A 16,869-nucleotide genomic window follows, 5' to 3' on the forward strand; every position below is an offset into this window, starting at 1 on the left:
GGAGCACACCGATCCTCCCACCGCAAGCAACCCCCTGCGGTCAAATCTCACCGACACACACCTTCGCCGACAGCGGGCGCGGTCACCGCTGACCGACAGACGCGGTCACTTCTGACACGCAAAGTCACCCTGTCCCTGGAACTCAACCGCCTGCTGGACGAGCTCGCCCACCGCCGGGAGCTCGAACGGCTGGCCAAGGACGAGTACGACGCGGCGCTGAAGCTCGCGGGCAGCGGTGTGATCTCCCGCGAGGAGCTGGAGCGGCTGAAGACCGCCTGGGAAGTGGTGAAGATCGAGCGCGAGCAGGTCGAGCAGCGCACCACCGACACCAAGAAGCAGTTCGCCGACAACCCCGTGTGCAAGGACTACCCGTCGCTCCGCCCGACCCCCACGTCCACGCCGACGACGACGCCGTCGACCACGCCCCCGTCCACCACGACCATGACGACCATGCCGTCCACGACGCAGTCGAGCACGCATCTGCCCATCCTCACCAGCACCGCCACGCCCGTGCCGGTGCGCTGATCACACAACCGCCGTCCGACGCCGCGGCCGAACCGGTACGGCGCCGGTCAGCTCTGCCCGCTGCCGAGGCAGACGAAGGGCCTGCGCAGGGGGGCGACGGCGACGGCGTCGGCGAGTGCCTCGACGGGACGCGCGCCGGCGGCCAGGTTGCGGTGGTAGTCGGCCATGGTCGCGGCGCACACCTGATCGCCGACGCCGCACAGCGGTGCGACGACGGTCCGCGTACCACCGGCCAGCAGCGCACCGGCGAAGCCCAGCGGATCGTCGCCGCGGTGGATGCGGCCGAGGTCGGGTGCGTACGCCGCGAGCACCACATGGCGAGGAGGCGTGGTCAGGCCGGTCAACTGGTGGGCGAAGAGCGGGCCGTCGACGAGTTCGAGGTGGGAGAACAGAGGGCTCGTCGGTTCGTGCACGCCGCGTGCGGCGACGTGCACGATCCCGGCCCCGTCGAAGGCGTCCAGCGCCGCGGCCACCGTGGCCCGGTCGCCGGTCACCGACGTCGCGGTGCGGTAGTAACCACGCAGGTGGTCGATCTCGCCGGCGTACGCGGGCATCCCGGGGCCGCGGAGCAGCACGGTCGGTCCGGCCGGGGAGCTTTCGGCGCGGTCGGCGGCCAGCCAGGCGGTGGCCGAGGGTGCAACCACCACGGGACGACCGTGCAGCGTGGGCAGCACGCCCCAGGGCACCGCGTGCAGCGCGCCGGTGGGCACGACGACCAGTTCCCGTTCGCCGATCAGGTCGGCCAGGGGCCGGATCAACTGGGTGTCGAGCTGATCGGCCCGCTTGCGCGCCGATGCCGAGAGTACGCTGATCAACGCTGGTGGCAGGTGGTCGGGCGCCAAGGCGTTCAGGTCGGCGGTGAGCATCCGGGCGTTCTCCGCAGCCCGCTCGGCCGACCCGAGCCGGACCGATCGGACCAGGGCGCCCACGGCGACGATCGCGACCAGCGAGTCCCGGGTGACCCCGTAGCCGACCAAGGCCCGATCGCCCAGCCTCCCGGTCACGGCGCTCAGCGGTGCGGGCCGGGCGTGGCGCGTCCAAGCGTCCCGCGGCACCCGGTTCCCACGCACCCCGAGGCCTTCGACCCTGCGGCCCTCGAACCTGCGCTGCTGACGCAGCCTGCTCAAGGTGCGTGCGCGGACGACCTCCTCGCTCGTCGGTGCCGGGCCGTGGTGGTGGATCGGGGACTTGGCCCGCTCCAGCGAGTCGAACAACGCCGTGTCGGTGTGCTCCGCGGTGATGTCCACCCCTAGCTGGGCCAGTTCGGGCCAGTGCACGACGGTTCCGGTGGGCAGGTCCAGCGTGCCGAGCCGCTCCGGGCGGCCGCTGACCTCGGCGTACCCGTGGCGCACCTCGTTCAGCGCACGGGCTCGCTTGCCGGAAGCGACCGCGAGTTCGGCTCGGCACAGCCGCCACAGCACCCGGCAGTCCACCGGCGCCTGCCACCCCGGCGGGGGTACCGCTCGGATCAACTCCTCCGCCTCGGCCAACGCCCGACGGCGGATCGCGACGCGGGCGGCGAGCAGCCTCGCCACCCCGGCCTCGTCCGGCAGGCCCTGCGAGGCGAGCTCGTCCGCCAGCTCGACGGCACGGTGCTGGATCGCCGCCGTCGACCGATCCCGGGCGAGGTGGATCCGGAGCTCGGTGAGCCTTGCCAGGGTTGCCCAATGCTGTGCACCACGACGGGTGAACCGGCGGCGAGCCGCCGCGGCGTGCACGCCGGCTTGGGCGTAGTCACCGAGCAGAAGTTCGGCCACGGCCAAGCGTTGTTCGGCCACGGCCACGTCGATGCCGAGTTTCGCCATCCGCAGGTGCATGAGCACATCGCGGAGCCGCATGGCGGCCTCGTCCGCGAGTCCGGCGTCCAGCAGCGCTTCGGCGAAGTCGAGTCGGGAATCGGGGAATACGGCGATCCTGGCGTCCCGCAGCACCCGCTCGGCTCGCTCGTGCCAGGCGAGGGCCGCGGGTAGGTCGCCGCCGAGTCGGGCGGCGTTGCCCAGGTTCGCCAGTGCGCGCGCCCGCAACTCGGGGCGGCCTGGTACCCCGGCGACGACCGTGAAGTCGGTGACCGCGCCTTCGACATCGCCGACGGCAAGCCGTGCGAGCCCGCGGTCGAGAGTCGTGCTCGCCACCGCGGTATCGGTGATCGCCACCGACCGCCGCATGAGGCTCAGGGCGTTGTCGTAGTGATCGAGGGCTGCTGCTGATCGGTCGACCCGGTGCAGCACCATCGCGTACTGTGCTTCGACCAGTGCCGCGTTCGGTCCGCCGGCGGCCAGTTCGTTCGCGCGCGAGGCGAACTCGACGGCTGCTGCGATGTCCCCGACCTCGGCTTGCGCCGCGGCGAGGGCCATGGTGATCAGGGCGCGCGAGTCGGTGTCGGTAGCGGCGCTGTGCGCTGCTCGTTTGAGAAGCCGCAGGGCGTGGACGTGCCGGCCTTGCGCGCCGGCTTCCCTGGCCTTTGTCAGTACGTCGGGACGATCCGCGGGAAGCACCGCGTCGAAGGCCGGCTCAGGTCGGTGCGAGAGCGCGAGTTCGCTGTCCACCTCACCGAACACGGCGTCATCGGTTCCCTGCCGGTAGGTCTCGGCCACGACCTCGGCGACACGTGTGGACAGCAACCTTTCGTCCGCGAGATCAGCGAGCCGATCCGCGAACGAGTAGCGATCAGTGTCGTCCTGGGGCGACGGGAACAGGCTCGATGGCTGTTCGCCGTCGAACGCCGCCAGGATGTCGGGCATGTCGCGGGGGTCGAGACCGATCGAACGGATCGCGGTGCGCAGCAGTCCCGGATCGCGCTCGCCGACCTCGCCGGCGAGGTCGCGCAGGAGGCCGGGCACGCGCCGGATCATCCGTGGGCTCAGGCGTCGGTACAGGCCCACCGCTTCGTCGGCCAACCCCTCGGCGGTGAACGGGTCCGTGTCGAGGCCGCGTCGCACCAGGCGCAGGCACTGCACGACGAGCCTCAGCCGGATGAGCCGGAAGTCGGTGGTGTCCGGCGCGGTGTCCACGGTGCGGAGGGCCGCGAGCGCTTCGTCCCGGGACTCTTCGAGGTCGTTGGTCAGCTCGGCGAGCCGGATGACGTGGAACGTGAGCGCGTAGAACTCCAGCGGCGTCCCGGAATCCGACGAGTGGTCCCGCGCGTCCCACACCTCGGCCAGCGCCTCGTCGTAGCGGTGCAGGTGCTCCAACACCTGCACCAGCAGGTCGATGATCTCGAACGACCGGTCGCCGTACCTGAACCGGTGCGTCTCGACGAGCCGGAGCGCCTCGTCGAGCTTCCGGTCACGTACCAGGTGGCGCGCGCGGCGCAGCACCTGCTCGCGCCGGTCCACCGCTTCGGCGGCACCCAGGTCTTCCTCGGACAGGCCCAGGCCGGGCGCCTTGGTCGCCAGGTACGCCTTCGAGGTGGGCGGGAACTCGTCGAACGAGGGGAGCAGCCCCGGCAGGGCGGCGTCGGCCCAGCGCTGCTCCAGCCGGGTACGCTCCTGCCCGAGCATTAGGCGGTGGTACAGCTCCTCGGTGCGGTCCGCGTCTCCCCCGCGGGCGCGGTAGTAGGTGATGGCACGTCGGTGGATGTCCGCGACGGTGCGGGGATCGTCGGCGCTGAGGCGGGGCAGCATCATCTGCCGGACGTCCTTGCGGTGCACCAACCCGCCCGGCGCCCGGTCGACGAGCATGGCCTCGCGGGCGAGTTCGTCGAACAGCAGTTGCGCCGTGGCCCGGTCGGGCACGGCGACCCGGCACGGCACGGACAGCACCGTGCGGATCAGGTCGGGGGTGACGCGGCGGAGGGTGAGCCCCGGGTGGGCGAGCCTGCGCACCTTCGGGTTGTCGATGTAGCCGAGCAGCCGGTGGTACAGCTCGCCCTCGATCGCGCCGAGCCGCACGGCGACCTCGCGGAACGGGTCGTCCGCGGGGTGCTTGCGCAGGATGCCCGCGGCGAGCCGGACGCACAGGGGGCTCGGGCGCACCGCGTCGACCACCCGCGCCGCCTCGTCGGCCGCGAGGTCGAAGGGCAGCAGCGACCGGAGCAGCGCGATCGCCTCGTCGGGATCGAGCAGAGGAACTTGTACCGCGCGCAACGACAGGTCCGGGGCGGGGGACCGCCCGCCCAGCACGATGGACAGGCGCGGCAGCGCCTCGGCGACCTCGGTGAGGAAGGTGGCGAACGACCGCTGGACTTCGCGGTCGCGGCGCTGCACCTCTTCGAACGTGTCCAGGACCAGTAGGACCCGCTCGCCCGACAGGCCGGACTCCAGCAAGCGGAGCAGGTGGTCGTGCGACCTCCCCTGGTGCAGCGAACGGATGCTCGTCTCGTGCAGCTTGTCGCCACCGCGCAGCAGGTCTCGGGCGCCGGTGAGCAGGCGGTCGAACCGGTTCTCGCCGGTCTGGGCGGCCAGTTGGTGCGCCATCGCGGCGACCACGCTGGCGGGGTACCGCGGATCGAGCTCGCTCTGGTCGAAGTTGAGGTAGCAGACCAGGCCGTCGGAGCCGATGCGCAGGACGTGGCGCGCGAGCAGCGCGGACTTGCCGATGCCGCCGACACCGTGCAGGAGCAGTGGTGGGCCGGGACGCAGGAAGTGCGCCCACAGCAGTGACAGCATCTCCTCGCGGCCGACGAAGTGCTCGTCGCCTAGGGCCCGCAGCGGTTCCAGCAGCTCGGCGTGCGCGAGCGCGCGGTGCACCTCCGCGCCGATCGGCACGTGGTCGCCCAGCCACCGGGACAACCAGGCCATCGCGCGCAGGTCGGTCGTGCCGAGTTCTTCCGGGCGAACCGCGGCGCGCGCGCCGACGACGCGGTCGATCGCGCGCTGGCGGGCGTCGGAGGGGCGGTAGGCCAACCGGCTCCACGCCGCGCGCAACTCGTCGAACGTCGCCCGGCTCGTCACCGACCGCCGCACCGAGTCGTCCAGCATCCAGTGGCGCACACCGCCGACGAGCACGCGGGTGGACTCGGCGAGCAGTGCCTCGCCTTCCGTACCCGTGCCGATCCACGACAGCTCGTAGTGGGACAGCAGGCTCGCCCGGAGGCGGAGCTGGTCGAGGTCGAGCGTGGCGGTGTGGTTCACGCGGTCACCTTCGGGGCGAACCGGGCGTGCGCCGCCCGACCGACGGACGCGCCCACTGCCCGAAGGTCCGACAGGTCCGTCTCCGTCAGTACGTCGGCCACGATCGAGGACACCTCGTCCGCGGTGAGCGGGGCGCCCACCGTGGTCGCGACCTCCTGGAAGAAGTCGTGCAGGTGCTTCTCGGTGATGCCGTCCAGCGATTCGACCAGCAGTACGTCGAGCACGTCCGGGGAGAAGTCGCCGGGGTGCCCCGTGACCACGAGCCGCGTGTCCTGCAGTTGGCCCGCCTCGATCTCCTTGGCGAGCCGGGCCACGGCGAGGTGGACGCACGGCCGCACCCAGGGCCGGTCCAAGCCGTCGATGAACAGCCACCGCAGGCGTGGCGGCAGTCGCCGGAACCTGCCCACGAACTGGTGCACCAGGTCCCGCACCGCGCGGGACTGCTCGACGTGCTCGTCGACCGGGTCGAGCCGCCCCAGGTCGAGCCGGGTGGCCAGGGTCGACACCAGGTCGGCCGCGCGCACGTCGTCGTACCAGTCCTCCTCGACGTCGATGACGACGAAGTCGCAGCTCAGCGACGGGTCGTGGAGGATGTGCTGGATCAGGTGGCGGCTGTAGGACTTGCCGGAACCCGGGTCGCCGGTGATCGCGAGCACCGGGTACTCGTCCTTGAGCATCCGCAGCACGCTGCGGCGCAGGCCGTCCCGGTCGATCACCGCCCGCTTGGACCCCGGGCCGATGAGCACCGACAGGTGCCGGTGCAGTGGCACGTACCACTGCGTGGTGAGGTTCCGCGCGGCGAGCACCTGGTCCAACTCGGCGGCGACCGCGGGCACGCGGTCCCGCACCGCTCGGATCAGGTGTTCGAGCTTGCCGGCGTCGGAGGCGTCACGGGTGAGGGTCGGCCACAGGCTCGCCGCGGGCTGGTCCCAGGCGACCTCGGCGGGAGGCATGCCGATGACGAGCCACACCTCCTGGAGTTGCGGCTGCTGCCACATCGCCGCCTGCAACGTCCGGTGCAGGCGCTGCGCGGTCGCGTCGTGCCAGTCGGGTGACCGGACCCACCGCATCGTCGCTCACGCCCGCAAGTCGACGCCGAGCGCGTCCAGTCGCTCGACGACCCGCGCGATGGCGCGGCCCTGGTTGCGGTAGGCGACGCCGTCCTGCTCGGGCGAGGCGACCCACCGGTGGTGCAGCGCCACCACGCGCCACCGCTCGTCGAAGACGGGCGAGCCGGACGACCCCGCCTTGGTGTCGGTCCAGTACTGCACCACCTCGTCGTCGGCGTAACGGACGAGGTTGTGGTGCAGGGCGATCTTCTTCGGCAACCCTCCGGGGTGCTGAATGATGGCGACCCGGTCGTCCACCTCGGGTCGCGCGCCCGAGGACAGCGGCAGGATCGGCACGTCTTCCGGCAACGGGACCGAGGTGGTGATGACGGCGAAGTCGTCAGGCCGCTCGCCCACCACCGTCGCGGGGTCGCACTCGACGACCAGCGGCTCCCGCAGCACACCGCTGGTGTCCACCTCGTAGCCGAACTCCGCGACCACGCCCGACGCCGGCACGTCCCTCGGGAGCAGGACGTGGTGGTTGGTCAGCAGCACGCGTTCGCCGACCCGGAATCCGGTGCCATGGTAGCTCCGCCCGCCCGCCTCGACCCGCAGCAGGCACACCGCGCGTGCGCGGTCCAGACCGTGCTGGAGGAAGGCGATGTCGAGCAGCGTCTCCTGCCCGTCCACGATCTGCCGCTCGTCGCCCGTACCGCGCCACCGAAAGTCACCGGCGTCCTGCGACGGCGCCGCGACCCGCGGCGTGGCGGCCAGCAGTTCGGTCACCCGCTGAGCGAGCACGGGACGGCTGCGGGCCGCCGCGTGCAGCAGGTCGGTGAGCACCAGGTGCATCGCGGCCTCGTTCAGCACGTCCAGCCAGAGCGTGCGCGCCGGTTGGCCCCAACGGATCACACCCGGTGAGAGGCCCGCCTCGCGCACGACGGCTTCGGCCTCCGACTCGCGGTAGATCGTCGTGCTCAGGGCGTCACGCAGCTCCTGCACGCGGACGTCGGTCCAGTCCAGCGGATGGGTCAGCAAGGGGGACATCGTTCCGTATGATCACACCTGGTGGTCAGTGCGTTAGCCGCAGGGATCCGTTCTCACCCGAACAGACGACCTAGGTCGCTGGATGCGATCGAAACGCACCGTGCTGACCTGTGGCGGTTACGCCGTGCGCCGATCGGGCGATGTTCGTAGGGACCACCCGCGGACGAGAACGGAGCTGGTGTGGACCCGGCCGAGAGAATGGCGCTGACCGCGTTGTGCGCCGAATTGCCGGCACTGCGCGAAGAGTGCCGCTACCAACCCGAGAGCGCCCGACGGCTGCTGGCACGGGTCGAGGAGGAGGCACGCGCGCGCCGACCCGTGCTGGCGTTGCTGGACCAACTGCTCGACGGCGGTGGTGACGAGGCGACGCGCCAGCTGAGCGGTGGTCTGCCGGGGATGGGCGCGGGGCAGGCCGACGAGGAGTCGTTCGGCTGCCCGGACGACGCGTGCGACCGGACGAGCGTGCCGGTGCCCGCCGGGCCGGTGCCGCGCTGCCTGGTCCTCGGCGCCGCGATGAAGCGCCGGTAACCCGATGAGCGGCTTCTTCCAGGAGCTGGCGAAGAAGCTGGCCGAGCGGTGGGTCGGCCTGCTCCTCGTGCCGGGAGCGCTGTTCGTCGTGGCCGCCGTGCTCGGGCTCCACCTGGGGCACGGGCACGCGCTGGACTGGACGAGGGCGGCACGACACCTGACCGACCGGGCCGCCGCGGTAGGGAAGCTGTCGGGCGGCGGGCAGGCGTCGGTCGTTGTGGGGCTGCTCATCGCGGCGAGCGCGGTCGGCCTGGTGGTCCAGGCGATGGCTGGCGTGACCAGGCGAGTCTTCCTCGGCACGTGGCCGTGGCCGTTGACCCCCCTCGTCCGGTGGCGCACCGGGCGGCGGCGCACCCGCTGGCACCGGAGGGTCGCGAAGCGGCGCGAGCTGGAACGGGAACACCCGTCGGGCACCCGCACCGCGGCCCAGCAGCGCGCGGTCGACCGGGCCGCCGCCAGGGTCAACGCGCTGGCGATGGCCGAGCCGGGTAGCGCGACCTGGATGGGGGACAGGGTGCACGCCGTGGAGGCCGTCGCGCGCAACCGCTACGGCCTCGACCTGATCTTCGCCTGGCCGCGGCTGTGGCTCGTGCTGCCGGAGACCACGCGTGCCGAGATCACCACGACCCACGCCTCGTTCGCCGCCGGGATCGCGGTCGCGGCGTGGGCTTGGCCGCTGTTCGCCCTCGGCGTCCGCTGGTGGCCGGCCTTCGCCGTCGGCTTGGTCGTCGGTGCCACCGGCTGGGCGCGGGCCCGCGGCGCCGTCACGGATCTCACCGCGCTGTCGGAGGCGGCCGTCGACCTGCACGGCCGCGACCTCGGTATCGCGTTGGGTGTCGTCGAGGAAGGCGCGGTGGGGCCGCTGACTCCCGAACACGGCGCCCGGATCACCTCGCTGGTGCGGAAGGGGCGGTGACGGATGGCGTTGTGGAACCGGGCGCGCGCGAGTTGGCGGGTGCAGGAGTCGGTCGCCGCGGCGACCGCCTTCCAGCAGACCGGTGACCTCGGCGCGCTGCGACGGGCGGTCGACTCCGCGCGGCGGGCCGTCGACATCACCGCGGTGGGGAAGCCCCACCGGCCGCTGGTGGCGGTCACCCTGGCGTTCGTGCTGCGGCTGCGTGCCGAACGGCTCGGGAACGACGACGACGTCCGCGTGGCGGTCGACTTCGCCGAGGAGGCGCTGGCCGCCCTGGAACCCGACGACCCCGACCTCCCGACGTACTACAACGAGGTCGGCTGCGCGCACTGGCAGGCGTTCGAGAGGTTCGAAGGGGCCGGGCACCTCCGGCGGAGCATCGAGGCCTTCGAGGCGGCCGTCGCGGCGTCCGAGCCGGGCGGCGAGCAGGTCGGCGGGAGGTCGGCGAACCTGGCCAACGCCCATCGGATGGCCTACGACCGCTTCGGCGACCTCGGCCACCTCGATCGCGCCGTCGAGATCGGAGCCAGGGCGGTGGCCGCCATGCCCGGCGGCGCGGCTTCGCTCCCGATCGCGCTCACCGCGCTGTGCGCGGCCCGCCAACAGCGCTTCGACGCGACCGGCCGGCTCGACGACCTCGACGAGGCCGTGGTCGTCGGCGAACAGGCCGTTGCCGCGACCGTCGGTGACGACCCCACGCTCGTCGGCCGGCTCTCCAACCTCGCGCTGGTCTTCCTCAAGCGCTACTCGCACCTCGGCGCGGCGGCGGACCTGGACCACGCGGTCGACCTCCTGGGGCGGGCGGTCGAACGCACTCCGCCCGACCACCCGGACCGGGTGGGGTACCTGTCCAACCTGGGCATTGTGCTGCGCAGGCGGGCACAGCGCACCGGCCTGGCGGCCGACCTCCGCGCCGCGGTGGACGTCGGTGAGCGCGCGGTGGCGGCGACTCCGGCGCGGCACCCGAACAGCCTGCTGTGGCGGACCAATCTCCTCAACACCCGCATGGAGCTGTACCGGCGCAGCCAGGACGCGGGCGACCTCGACGAGGCCATCGCGCTGGGGGAGCAGGTGCTCGCCGCCACACCCGGGGACCACCGGCAGCTGCCCCGGTGGCTGTCGAACCTCGGCGTCGCGTACCTGAAGAAGTACGAGCGCACCTCCGATGCGGCACACCTCGAACGCGCCGTGCTGCTCGGGGAACGCGCGGTCGTGGCGAGCTCACCGGACCACCCCGACCACATGGTGTTGATCGCCGAGCTGTGCCGGACGTACCGGGCGCGGTTCGACGCGACCGGGCACCGGGTCGGCTCCGCTGAACTGCGCCACGTGGTCGACTGGATCGACGGCGCTACACCGAGATCCGCGTATCACGGGGTACAGGTCGGCCACCTGGTGGGTGCGCTGGCCAACGCCATCGGCGAGCACGTTGACGCGGCCAGGGCACTCGACGCCGCGGTGCGGGCGCTGCCCTCTGTCGCCCCGAGTGAATTGACCCAGGACGACCGGGAGTTCGCCCTGGCCGGGCACGCGGGGCTGGTCAGCGAGGCGGTGGCCGCCCACCTGTCCGTCGGTGACGCGGTGCGCGCGGTGGAGGTCGCCGAGCTGGGGCGCGGTGTGCTGTTCTCTGCCGCCCTCGACCTGCGCACGGACCTGGAGGGACTCGCCGACGTCGATCCGGCGTTGGCCGGGCGGGTGCGGTGGGCACGGGACCGGGTCGCCAGGTCGGACGAGGACGCGGGCCCGGCCGAACTCGCTCGGCGGTGGCGAGACTACGAGGCGTTGGTCGCCGCGGTCCGCGAGCTGCCTGGGTGCTCGCGGTTCCTGCTGCCGCTCCCACTGACGGTGTGGTGGTGCTCGTCAACGCCGCCGACGCCCGTGGCGACGCGCTTCTCGTGGGTGCCCAGGGTGACCCGGTGCCCGTTCGGCTGCCGGACCTCCGCCACGGCGACGCGCTCACCTGGGTGGAGCAGCTCGGCGAGGCCACCGCGGCGACCGGGTCGTGGGCCGCGAGCCCGCGGGCCCGGCGGACCACCGGGGACGTGCTCGCCTGGCTGTGGGACACCGTCGCGGGACCGGTGGTCGACTCGCTGCCCGCCGATCGGCTCACGCGCGTGTGGTGGCTCCCCATCGGACCGTTGAGCCTGCTCCCCCTGCACGCCGCGGGTCACCGGGGGCGGCCAGGGATGCTCGACCGGGCCGTGTCCTCCTACACGCCGACCCTTCGCGCGCTGGCCCACACGCACCGCAGACCGCCCGCCTCCACTCGCCGCCAGTTGGTCGTCGCGCTGTCCTCCACGCCCGGCCTGCCCCCGCTGCCGGCGACCGTCGCCGAAGCCGACGCGTTCGCCGACGACGCACCCGACCGGCTCGTGCTGCTCGACGAGGACGCCACGGCCGCCCGCGTGCTGACCGCCCTCACCACGAGCACCTGGACGCACTTCGCCTGCCACGCCGACACCGACCCGACCGCACCCTCACACGGCGGCCTGCACCTGCACGACGGCCGGCTGCCGATCGGCCGGATCACCCGGTTGCGGCTCGACCGGGCGGAACTGGCCTACCTGTCGGCCTGCTCGACCGCCCGCACCAGCCTGTGGCACGCGGACGAGGCGATCCACCTGGTCTCGGCGTCCACCTGGCCGGGTACCGCCACGTCATCGGCAGCCTCTGGCCGCTGGCCGACAACGTCGCGTCCGACGCCGCCGCAACCTTCTACCGCGAACTGCCACCCTCGCCCGAACCCCACGACTTCGCACCGGCCCTGCACCGCGTTGTCCGAGGACTCAAGGACCAGCACCCCGACCGTCCGGACCTCTGGGCCTCCTTCATCCACAGCGGCCCGTGACGGGGATGTGCGCAACCGATCGTCTCCGGCACCCGGCAACGCAGTTCCCGCGGGCGCGATAAGTTGACCCTGCCGTCGTTCGGCGGGGCGGCCTTCGTCGTGTCGAACCGTAGGCTCCTGCGACCGAAGACGCGCCGATTTGACCCGGCGAGGTGAAGGGTGTGCCTGCCGAACACGTCGTCCGTGCCGGTCAGGCAGCGTGGTAGTACTCGTTGAGGATTCCGCCCAGCCGCTGTCGTTGGCGGATGTCGAGATGGGTGAGCGCTGCTTGGTCGGTGATGGGTGGTGGTAGGGCGTGTAGTGGTCGTGCGTTGTGGATGCCTTGGTGGGGTCGGTGGGTTGTAGAACTTCTCGTACTCGTGCAGGGCGTGAAGTAGGTGCGGTTGGTTCCAGATGAGAGTGCGGTCGAGGAGTTCGTGGCGGCAGCTGCGGATCCAGCGTTCCATGATCGCGTTCATCCGCGGGATGCGGACACCGCTGAGGACGACCTGGACGTTCGCGTCGGCGAGTACGGCGTCGAACAGGGCTGGGAACTTCCCGTCCCGGTCTCGGATCAGGTCATGGCGTTCCTGCGGGCGTGCAGCGTCCGCGAGGAGCAGGTCGTCGACGTGATGGAGCTGTGGTCGCGGCTGTCCGGGGAGGTCGCGGACGCCCGTGTGGCCAGGGCCGGCGGTGTCGCCTCCGCCCAGACTCCCCCGGTCGAGATGGCCGGCCACTTTTCGCGCGGCGACGTCAACATCAGCACGATCCACAGGTCGGGCTTGGCAGAGTTGGTGGAGCTGCTCCGGTACGTGGTGGCCGACGAGCGCCGAACCAACCGGGCGTTGCGGTTGATGGGTCGCTCGGCGTCGTTGATGGTGCCCCTGCTGGCCTTCACCGCCGTCGTCCTCATGCGGTTGCCGCAGCCGGTGGCGGTGTGGACGGTGGTGGGCACGTGCGTCGTGATGCTCGGCGCCGTCGTGCTGGCCGCGGTGAAGCTCGGCGCGGCCGTGCGCCGGGAGCGGACCGGCGACGACTGAGTCGACCTGGCCGGCGGGCGGGGCTACGTGTTCCAGGCGGGCCGGCTACGTGCTGCCGGTCGACGTCGTCTTCGGGCGCCCGCACCGGTGCACCGCGGCGGTCGTCACACGGTCATCCACCGGGGCCCGTACGTCAAGGGCCCGGACGAGAAGCCGCTGTTGGGTGGCGAGGTCGTCCGCGGCCGGACGTCCCGTCGGGGGCCGGGGTTCGTGGTGTGGTGCTGCGGATGAACGCGGAGAGGACTTCGACCCAGGCGTTCTCTGCGGTGCAGTGAGTACTGCACCGCGGATGTGCGGGGTTGGTCGTCGTGGCGGGAGGTGCAGGGTGTCGGCGCCCGCCGGCTCGGATGGGGGAGAGCGGTCATGAACACGACGGACGTCGGGAACCTGGATCCGGGCTGGCCGTTCGGCCCGGTGCGCGGTACGGGTGTGACGGAGGTGGTCGGGGAGGTGGTGGCGCAGCGGGGCCGGACCTCGCGCGCCAGGGTTCGCGGCAGGACGATGGTGGAGTTGGCCGGGGTGTTGGGCGGGACCGGCGTGGGCGCCGAGATCACGGTCGCGGAGAACGACGGGTCGCGGTGGTCGATGACCGTGCGTCCGACCGCGGCCGCCGAAGGCCGTGGTCACGTGGCGGGGGAGGACGCGAGCGCGTGACCCCGCCGTCCGCCGCCACCGGTCCGGACGACGGGCTGGCGGCGGTCCTGACCACGGTGCTGCCCCAGGTCCGGCGCTACGCGCGGGGCGCGCTGTCCGGTGAGCCCGATCTGGTCGAGGAGTTCGTCCAGGACGCGATCGTGGACCTGATCGAGCACCATCCCGACGCCGGCGGCATGGACCCCGACGAGGTCGCCGTGATGCTCCAGCGGTCGATCAAGTACGACGTGATGAACCACTGGAGCAAGCAGAACCGGCGCCGGACCAGCACGGTCGCGGTAGACAACGAGGTGCTGCTCAACGACGTCGACCCCGACAGCGGCAACGAGATCCTGGCCATGCTGGGCCGCCTCGACCACGAACGGCTGCTGGCCGAGCTGCCCCGGCTGCTGACCGGGAAACAACGACGGGTGATCGTCGCGGTCGACGTGCTGGGCCTGTCCCAACCCCAGGCCGCACGCCAGCTGGGCATGAGCCTGAGCGGCCTGGAGAAGCTGCGTGCCAGGGCGTTGACACGCCTGCGCGAGCACCTGGGCGCCGCGTCCGTCGACCGCGCGCCGAGCACGAGTTGGGAGATCCCACGATGAGCGGCACCCACCGGCCCGACCACGGGCACAACCCGCCCCTGGACATGGCGGCGATCCGCGCCCGGCTCGCCGCGCGCAGCCCCGAGGAGAGCGCCGCCCGCAAGGCGGGCCTGGACGCCCTGCGTTTGGGCGAGGACGCGATGGTCCTGGGCGAACAACACCTCGCCGACGGCGACCTGCAGCGTGCCCGCGAGTTCTTCGCGATGGCCGCCCGGTACCGGGCGGCCGACGCCGAGGCGATGCTGCGGACCGTCGACGCGCTGCTGGAGGCCACTCGCGACCCGGAGATCACCGCCACCGTGACGGGCACCGCCCTGGACGGCGGGCACACCGACTCACGGGCCGAGCGCGACCTCACCGCCCACCGGGCATGGGAGACCGCCGAACTGCTGCGCGGCATCGAGGACCACGCCGTCCAGGCCGCCGCCGCGCACCGCCGCACACAGGCCGTGCTGGCCTTGGCGCTGACCGCGGCCGCCGAGACCTTGTCGACCGCACAGGCCAAGGCCGACGCGATCGTCGCAGCCGCCGGGAGCCGTGCCTCCCACGCCGTCGATGCCGGGCAGGACTCCCACGACCTCTGGCGGAGCAGGTTGATCCTGCCGGGTCTGAACGCCTTGCCCGAACCTCTGAGCGCCATTCAGGAGCAGGGGGCGCGCGCGCGGGCGCGACTTTCCCGCATTATCGAGGTCAGCAACGAACTGGCCGACATGAGGCTGCGTTCACCCTGGACCGGGTTGAGGGGAACCTACGCACACCGGATGCTGTTCGCCGCCGTCACCGACGCCGACCGGAACCTTGACCTGGTGTCTTACGGGAACATGCTGCCGGTACGTCTGGGACACCACGTCGTAGACGATCACTGGCGATTGGTCCTGTCGTGCCCGACCGATCGGCGACGCAGCCGCGAGGACGTACTTGCCGAGGTCCGCGCCGCCTTGGTCCGGTGCCTCGGCAACCCGGACGCGGAGGAGGTCGACCGGTCCGAGCTGAGGTTGGAGTGGGAGTTGGCGCACTGACCCGGGAGCGCACCATGTGTTCGGATACGCCGCGGCCCGGCATCCGCGTCACCGCGCGCCGCGGATGCCTCGACCTGCTTCGGCCGCCGCGCAGTACACCACGTTCGTCATGGTGTTCGCGTCGATGTCCGTCCCGACGTCGTGTGCCGGCGCCGCGCCGCGTTCCGGCGGACTAAGGAGGTCGCGTGCTCGGCCGCAGCACCACGTTCGATCCGGTTGTGGCGGCATCACCGGTCGATCTCCTGGCGGCCGGCTGCCGATGCCGCGGTTCGGCGGCGGCCGCCGCGTCCGGCCTCGGCCTCGGCGCCCGCGTGGTCGAGGTCGTCTTGGTCGTCGGGCTGTTCGATGCCGCGTTCACCGCGGTCGTGCGCCTGGTGCTCGATCGTCTTGGCTGCTGGTGCTCCGGGTGCGTGGTTGTGGTGGACGGCTACGTGGTCGGCGGGCTGGGCTACGTGTTCCGGGATGGGTCAGCTACGTGCCGCCGGTCGACGTCCTCGGCCGCGGTCGATACCTCGGTGACTTCGCCTTGGCCGCCGTAGAGACCAGCCATCACGGCTGGTCAGCGCCTCGCGGCCGAGTGGGCGGCCGCGAGCTCGCGGGCATCCGCGATCCCGATCAGCTCGCGCGGCTCGTAGACCACCACGGCCGTCGGTTCGACCTTGTAGGCGTAGCGCAGCAACTGCCCCAGCAGGACCGGCGGCACGCGGTCGACGTCGGGCAGTTCGCCGCCGTCGGGCATCACCGCGGTGTTCAGGTCCCACACCGACCACCGCACCCAGTCGTCCTCCCACGCCCATACCGGGTCGTCGAGCACCAGGCGCGCGGTCCACGTGTCCACCACGTGTTCCACCACCGCGTCCAACCGGGCCGTCACCGCATGGTCGTCGACCAGCACCAGACCGCCGGCGGTCTGCTCCCGCAGCACCGGGTGCGAGGCGATCACCCACCCGCTCCGCCCGTCGTGGCTCTGCTCCGCCAGCCACGCGAACCGCCCGTGCGTCCGCACCTCACCATCGTCATCGGGCCTGGTCACCGCCTTACGTGCCCGCGCGGCGCGCACTGCGGCGACCGCCTCCGGACCACCGAACACCGCCGCGTCGTGCAACCGGCACAACAGCCGCACCCGGCGCCGACGGCCTGGCAGCCGTTCCCCGGCCACCGCCGGCAACCCGTCCAGCCAGCACACGCCACCCGTCGCCTCGACCCGCACCACCCCGGCCACCACGACCTCCACCAGCTGCTCGACCGCCCGGCACGGCCGGATCACCGCCGTGGCGATCGTCCCGCCCCGCAGCTCGTCGACCCGCCGCCAACGTGGAGGTCCACCCGATCCGGCGACCCCGTGTGCCCGCGCCGGTGGTCGCGGCCGAGGTGGTCGACGACGTCCTGCTCGGCTACCGCGTCCCCCCAGGGTTCGGGACGTCGTGCCGGTGCACCGCGCGCCGTGGGCGGCGGGCCCGGTGCTCGGGCTCGGTGGTGGTCGACGTGTTCGCCGTCGTGTGCCTCGGCGTCGTGATGTTCGGTCTCGGCCACCGCGTGTTGACGCCCGCAGCGCCTCGTACGGGCTTTGCCCAGCATGCTCGGGAATGGAAAAGGCCTGGTCAG

Annotated in this window: 13 protein-coding genes and 1 pseudogene; 10 read left to right on the forward strand and 4 right to left on the reverse strand. The window is 72.3% G+C overall.

The window, feature by feature from the left end; all coding sequences use genetic code 11:
- Positions 1–525: hypothetical protein (locus LNK82_RS25525; protein WP_230569527.1), on the forward strand; the 525-nt coding region annotated here is incomplete at its 5' end.
- A gap of 47 nt (positions 526–572) precedes the next feature.
- Here LNK82_RS25525 and LNK82_RS25530 read toward each other — a convergent pair.
- The 3 genes from LNK82_RS25530 to LNK82_RS25540 are packed head-to-tail and all read right to left on the reverse strand — an operon-like array spanning position 573 to position 7,693.
- A complete protein-coding gene (locus tag LNK82_RS25530; RefSeq protein ID WP_230569528.1) occupies positions 573–5,597 on the reverse strand; it encodes a CHAT domain-containing protein in 5,025 nt (1,674 codons plus the stop codon).
- Positions 5,594–6,667, reverse strand: coding sequence for an effector-associated domain EAD1-containing protein (locus tag LNK82_RS25535; protein WP_230569529.1), 1,074 nt, complete (start codon positions 6,665–6,667; stop codon positions 5,594–5,596). The genes LNK82_RS25530 and LNK82_RS25535 overlap by 4 nt, the downstream gene beginning before the upstream one ends.
- 6 nt (positions 6,668–6,673) lie before the next feature.
- Positions 6,674–7,693, reverse strand: a complete 1,020-nt coding sequence (locus LNK82_RS25540; RefSeq protein ID WP_230569530.1) for a trypsin-like peptidase domain-containing protein — start codon at positions 7,691–7,693, stop codon at positions 6,674–6,676.
- 180 nt (positions 7,694–7,873) lie between these two features.
- Here LNK82_RS25540 and LNK82_RS25545 point away from each other — a divergent pair, with 180 nt between their 5' ends.
- The 9 genes and pseudogenes from LNK82_RS25545 to LNK82_RS25585 all read left to right on the forward strand — a co-directional run bounded on the left by LNK82_RS25545 (position 7,874) and on the right by LNK82_RS25585 (position 15,803).
- Positions 7,874–8,221: a hypothetical protein gene (locus LNK82_RS25545; protein WP_230569531.1), complete on the forward strand. Its 348-nt coding sequence runs from the start codon at positions 7,874–7,876 to the stop codon at positions 8,219–8,221.
- A gap of 4 nt (positions 8,222–8,225) precedes the next feature.
- Positions 8,226–9,137 (forward strand): hypothetical protein, encoded by a 912-nt coding sequence (locus tag LNK82_RS25550; protein ID WP_230569532.1) that lies wholly within the window; start codon positions 8,226–8,228, stop codon positions 9,135–9,137.
- Between the two features lie 3 nt (positions 9,138–9,140).
- Positions 9,141–11,279: a tetratricopeptide repeat protein gene (locus LNK82_RS25555; protein ID WP_230569533.1), complete on the forward strand. Its 2,139-nt coding sequence runs from the start codon at positions 9,141–9,143 to the stop codon at positions 11,277–11,279.
- Positions 11,216–11,985, forward strand: a pseudogene (locus LNK82_RS25560) (CHAT domain-containing protein). The gene LNK82_RS25555 and the pseudogene LNK82_RS25560 overlap by 64 nt, the downstream one beginning before the upstream one ends.
- Positions 11,986–12,545: 560 nt before the next feature.
- Positions 12,546–13,004, forward strand: a complete 459-nt coding sequence (locus LNK82_RS25565) for a hypothetical protein (protein WP_230569535.1) — start codon at positions 12,546–12,548, stop codon at positions 13,002–13,004.
- A gap of 363 nt (positions 13,005–13,367) precedes the next feature.
- Positions 13,368–13,658 carry a hypothetical protein gene (locus LNK82_RS25570; RefSeq protein ID WP_230569536.1) on the forward strand — a complete coding sequence of 97 codons (291 nt, stop codon included), beginning with the start codon at positions 13,368–13,370 and terminating at the stop codon, positions 13,656–13,658.
- Positions 13,655–14,245 carry an RNA polymerase sigma factor gene (locus tag LNK82_RS47880; protein ID WP_230569537.1) on the forward strand — a complete coding sequence of 197 codons (591 nt, stop codon included), beginning with the start codon at positions 13,655–13,657 and terminating at the stop codon, positions 14,243–14,245. The genes LNK82_RS25570 and LNK82_RS47880 overlap by 4 nt, the downstream gene beginning before the upstream one ends.
- Entirely contained in the window at positions 14,242–15,264 is a 1,023-nt protein-coding gene (locus tag LNK82_RS25580; RefSeq protein WP_230569538.1) for a hypothetical protein, read from the forward strand. Before LNK82_RS47880 ends, LNK82_RS25580 begins: the two co-directional genes overlap by 4 nt.
- A gap of 185 nt (positions 15,265–15,449) precedes the next feature.
- A complete protein-coding gene (locus LNK82_RS25585) occupies positions 15,450–15,803 on the forward strand; it encodes a hypothetical protein (protein WP_230569539.1) in 354 nt (117 codons plus the stop codon).
- A 20-nt stretch (positions 15,804–15,823) separates the two neighbouring features.
- Here LNK82_RS25585 and LNK82_RS25590 read toward each other — a convergent pair whose 3' ends face one another.
- Positions 15,824–16,531, reverse strand: coding sequence for a hypothetical protein (locus tag LNK82_RS25590; RefSeq protein ID WP_230569540.1), 708 nt, complete (start codon positions 16,529–16,531; stop codon positions 15,824–15,826).
- Positions 16,532–16,869 lie beyond the last annotated feature (338 nt).

This window comes from Saccharothrix luteola (assembly GCF_020859565.1).
Lineage (GTDB): Bacteria > Actinomycetota > Actinomycetes > Mycobacteriales > Pseudonocardiaceae > Actinosynnema > Actinosynnema luteola.

What these genes read in the sequence shown, in the direction of transcription:
- LNK82_RS25535 (WP_230569529.1), bottom strand. Translation starts at nt 6,667, where the DNA reads ATGCGGTGGGTCCGGTCACCCGACTGGCACGACGCGACCGCGCAGCGC.
- LNK82_RS25540 (WP_230569530.1), bottom strand. Translation starts at nt 7,693, where the DNA reads ATGTCCCCCTTGCTGACCCATCCGCTGGACTGGACCGACGTCCGCGTG.
- LNK82_RS25550 (WP_230569532.1), top strand. Translation starts at nt 8,226, where the DNA reads ATGAGCGGCTTCTTCCAGGAGCTGGCGAAGAAGCTGGCCGAGCGGTGG.
- LNK82_RS25555 (WP_230569533.1), top strand. Translation starts at nt 9,141, where the DNA reads ATGGCGTTGTGGAACCGGGCGCGCGCGAGTTGGCGGGTGCAGGAGTCG.
- LNK82_RS25565 (WP_230569535.1), top strand. Translation starts at nt 12,546, where the DNA reads ATGGCGTTCCTGCGGGCGTGCAGCGTCCGCGAGGAGCAGGTCGTCGAC.
- LNK82_RS25570 (WP_230569536.1), top strand. Translation starts at nt 13,368, where the DNA reads ATGAACACGACGGACGTCGGGAACCTGGATCCGGGCTGGCCGTTCGGC.
- LNK82_RS25580 (WP_230569538.1), top strand. Translation starts at nt 14,242, where the DNA reads ATGAGCGGCACCCACCGGCCCGACCACGGGCACAACCCGCCCCTGGAC.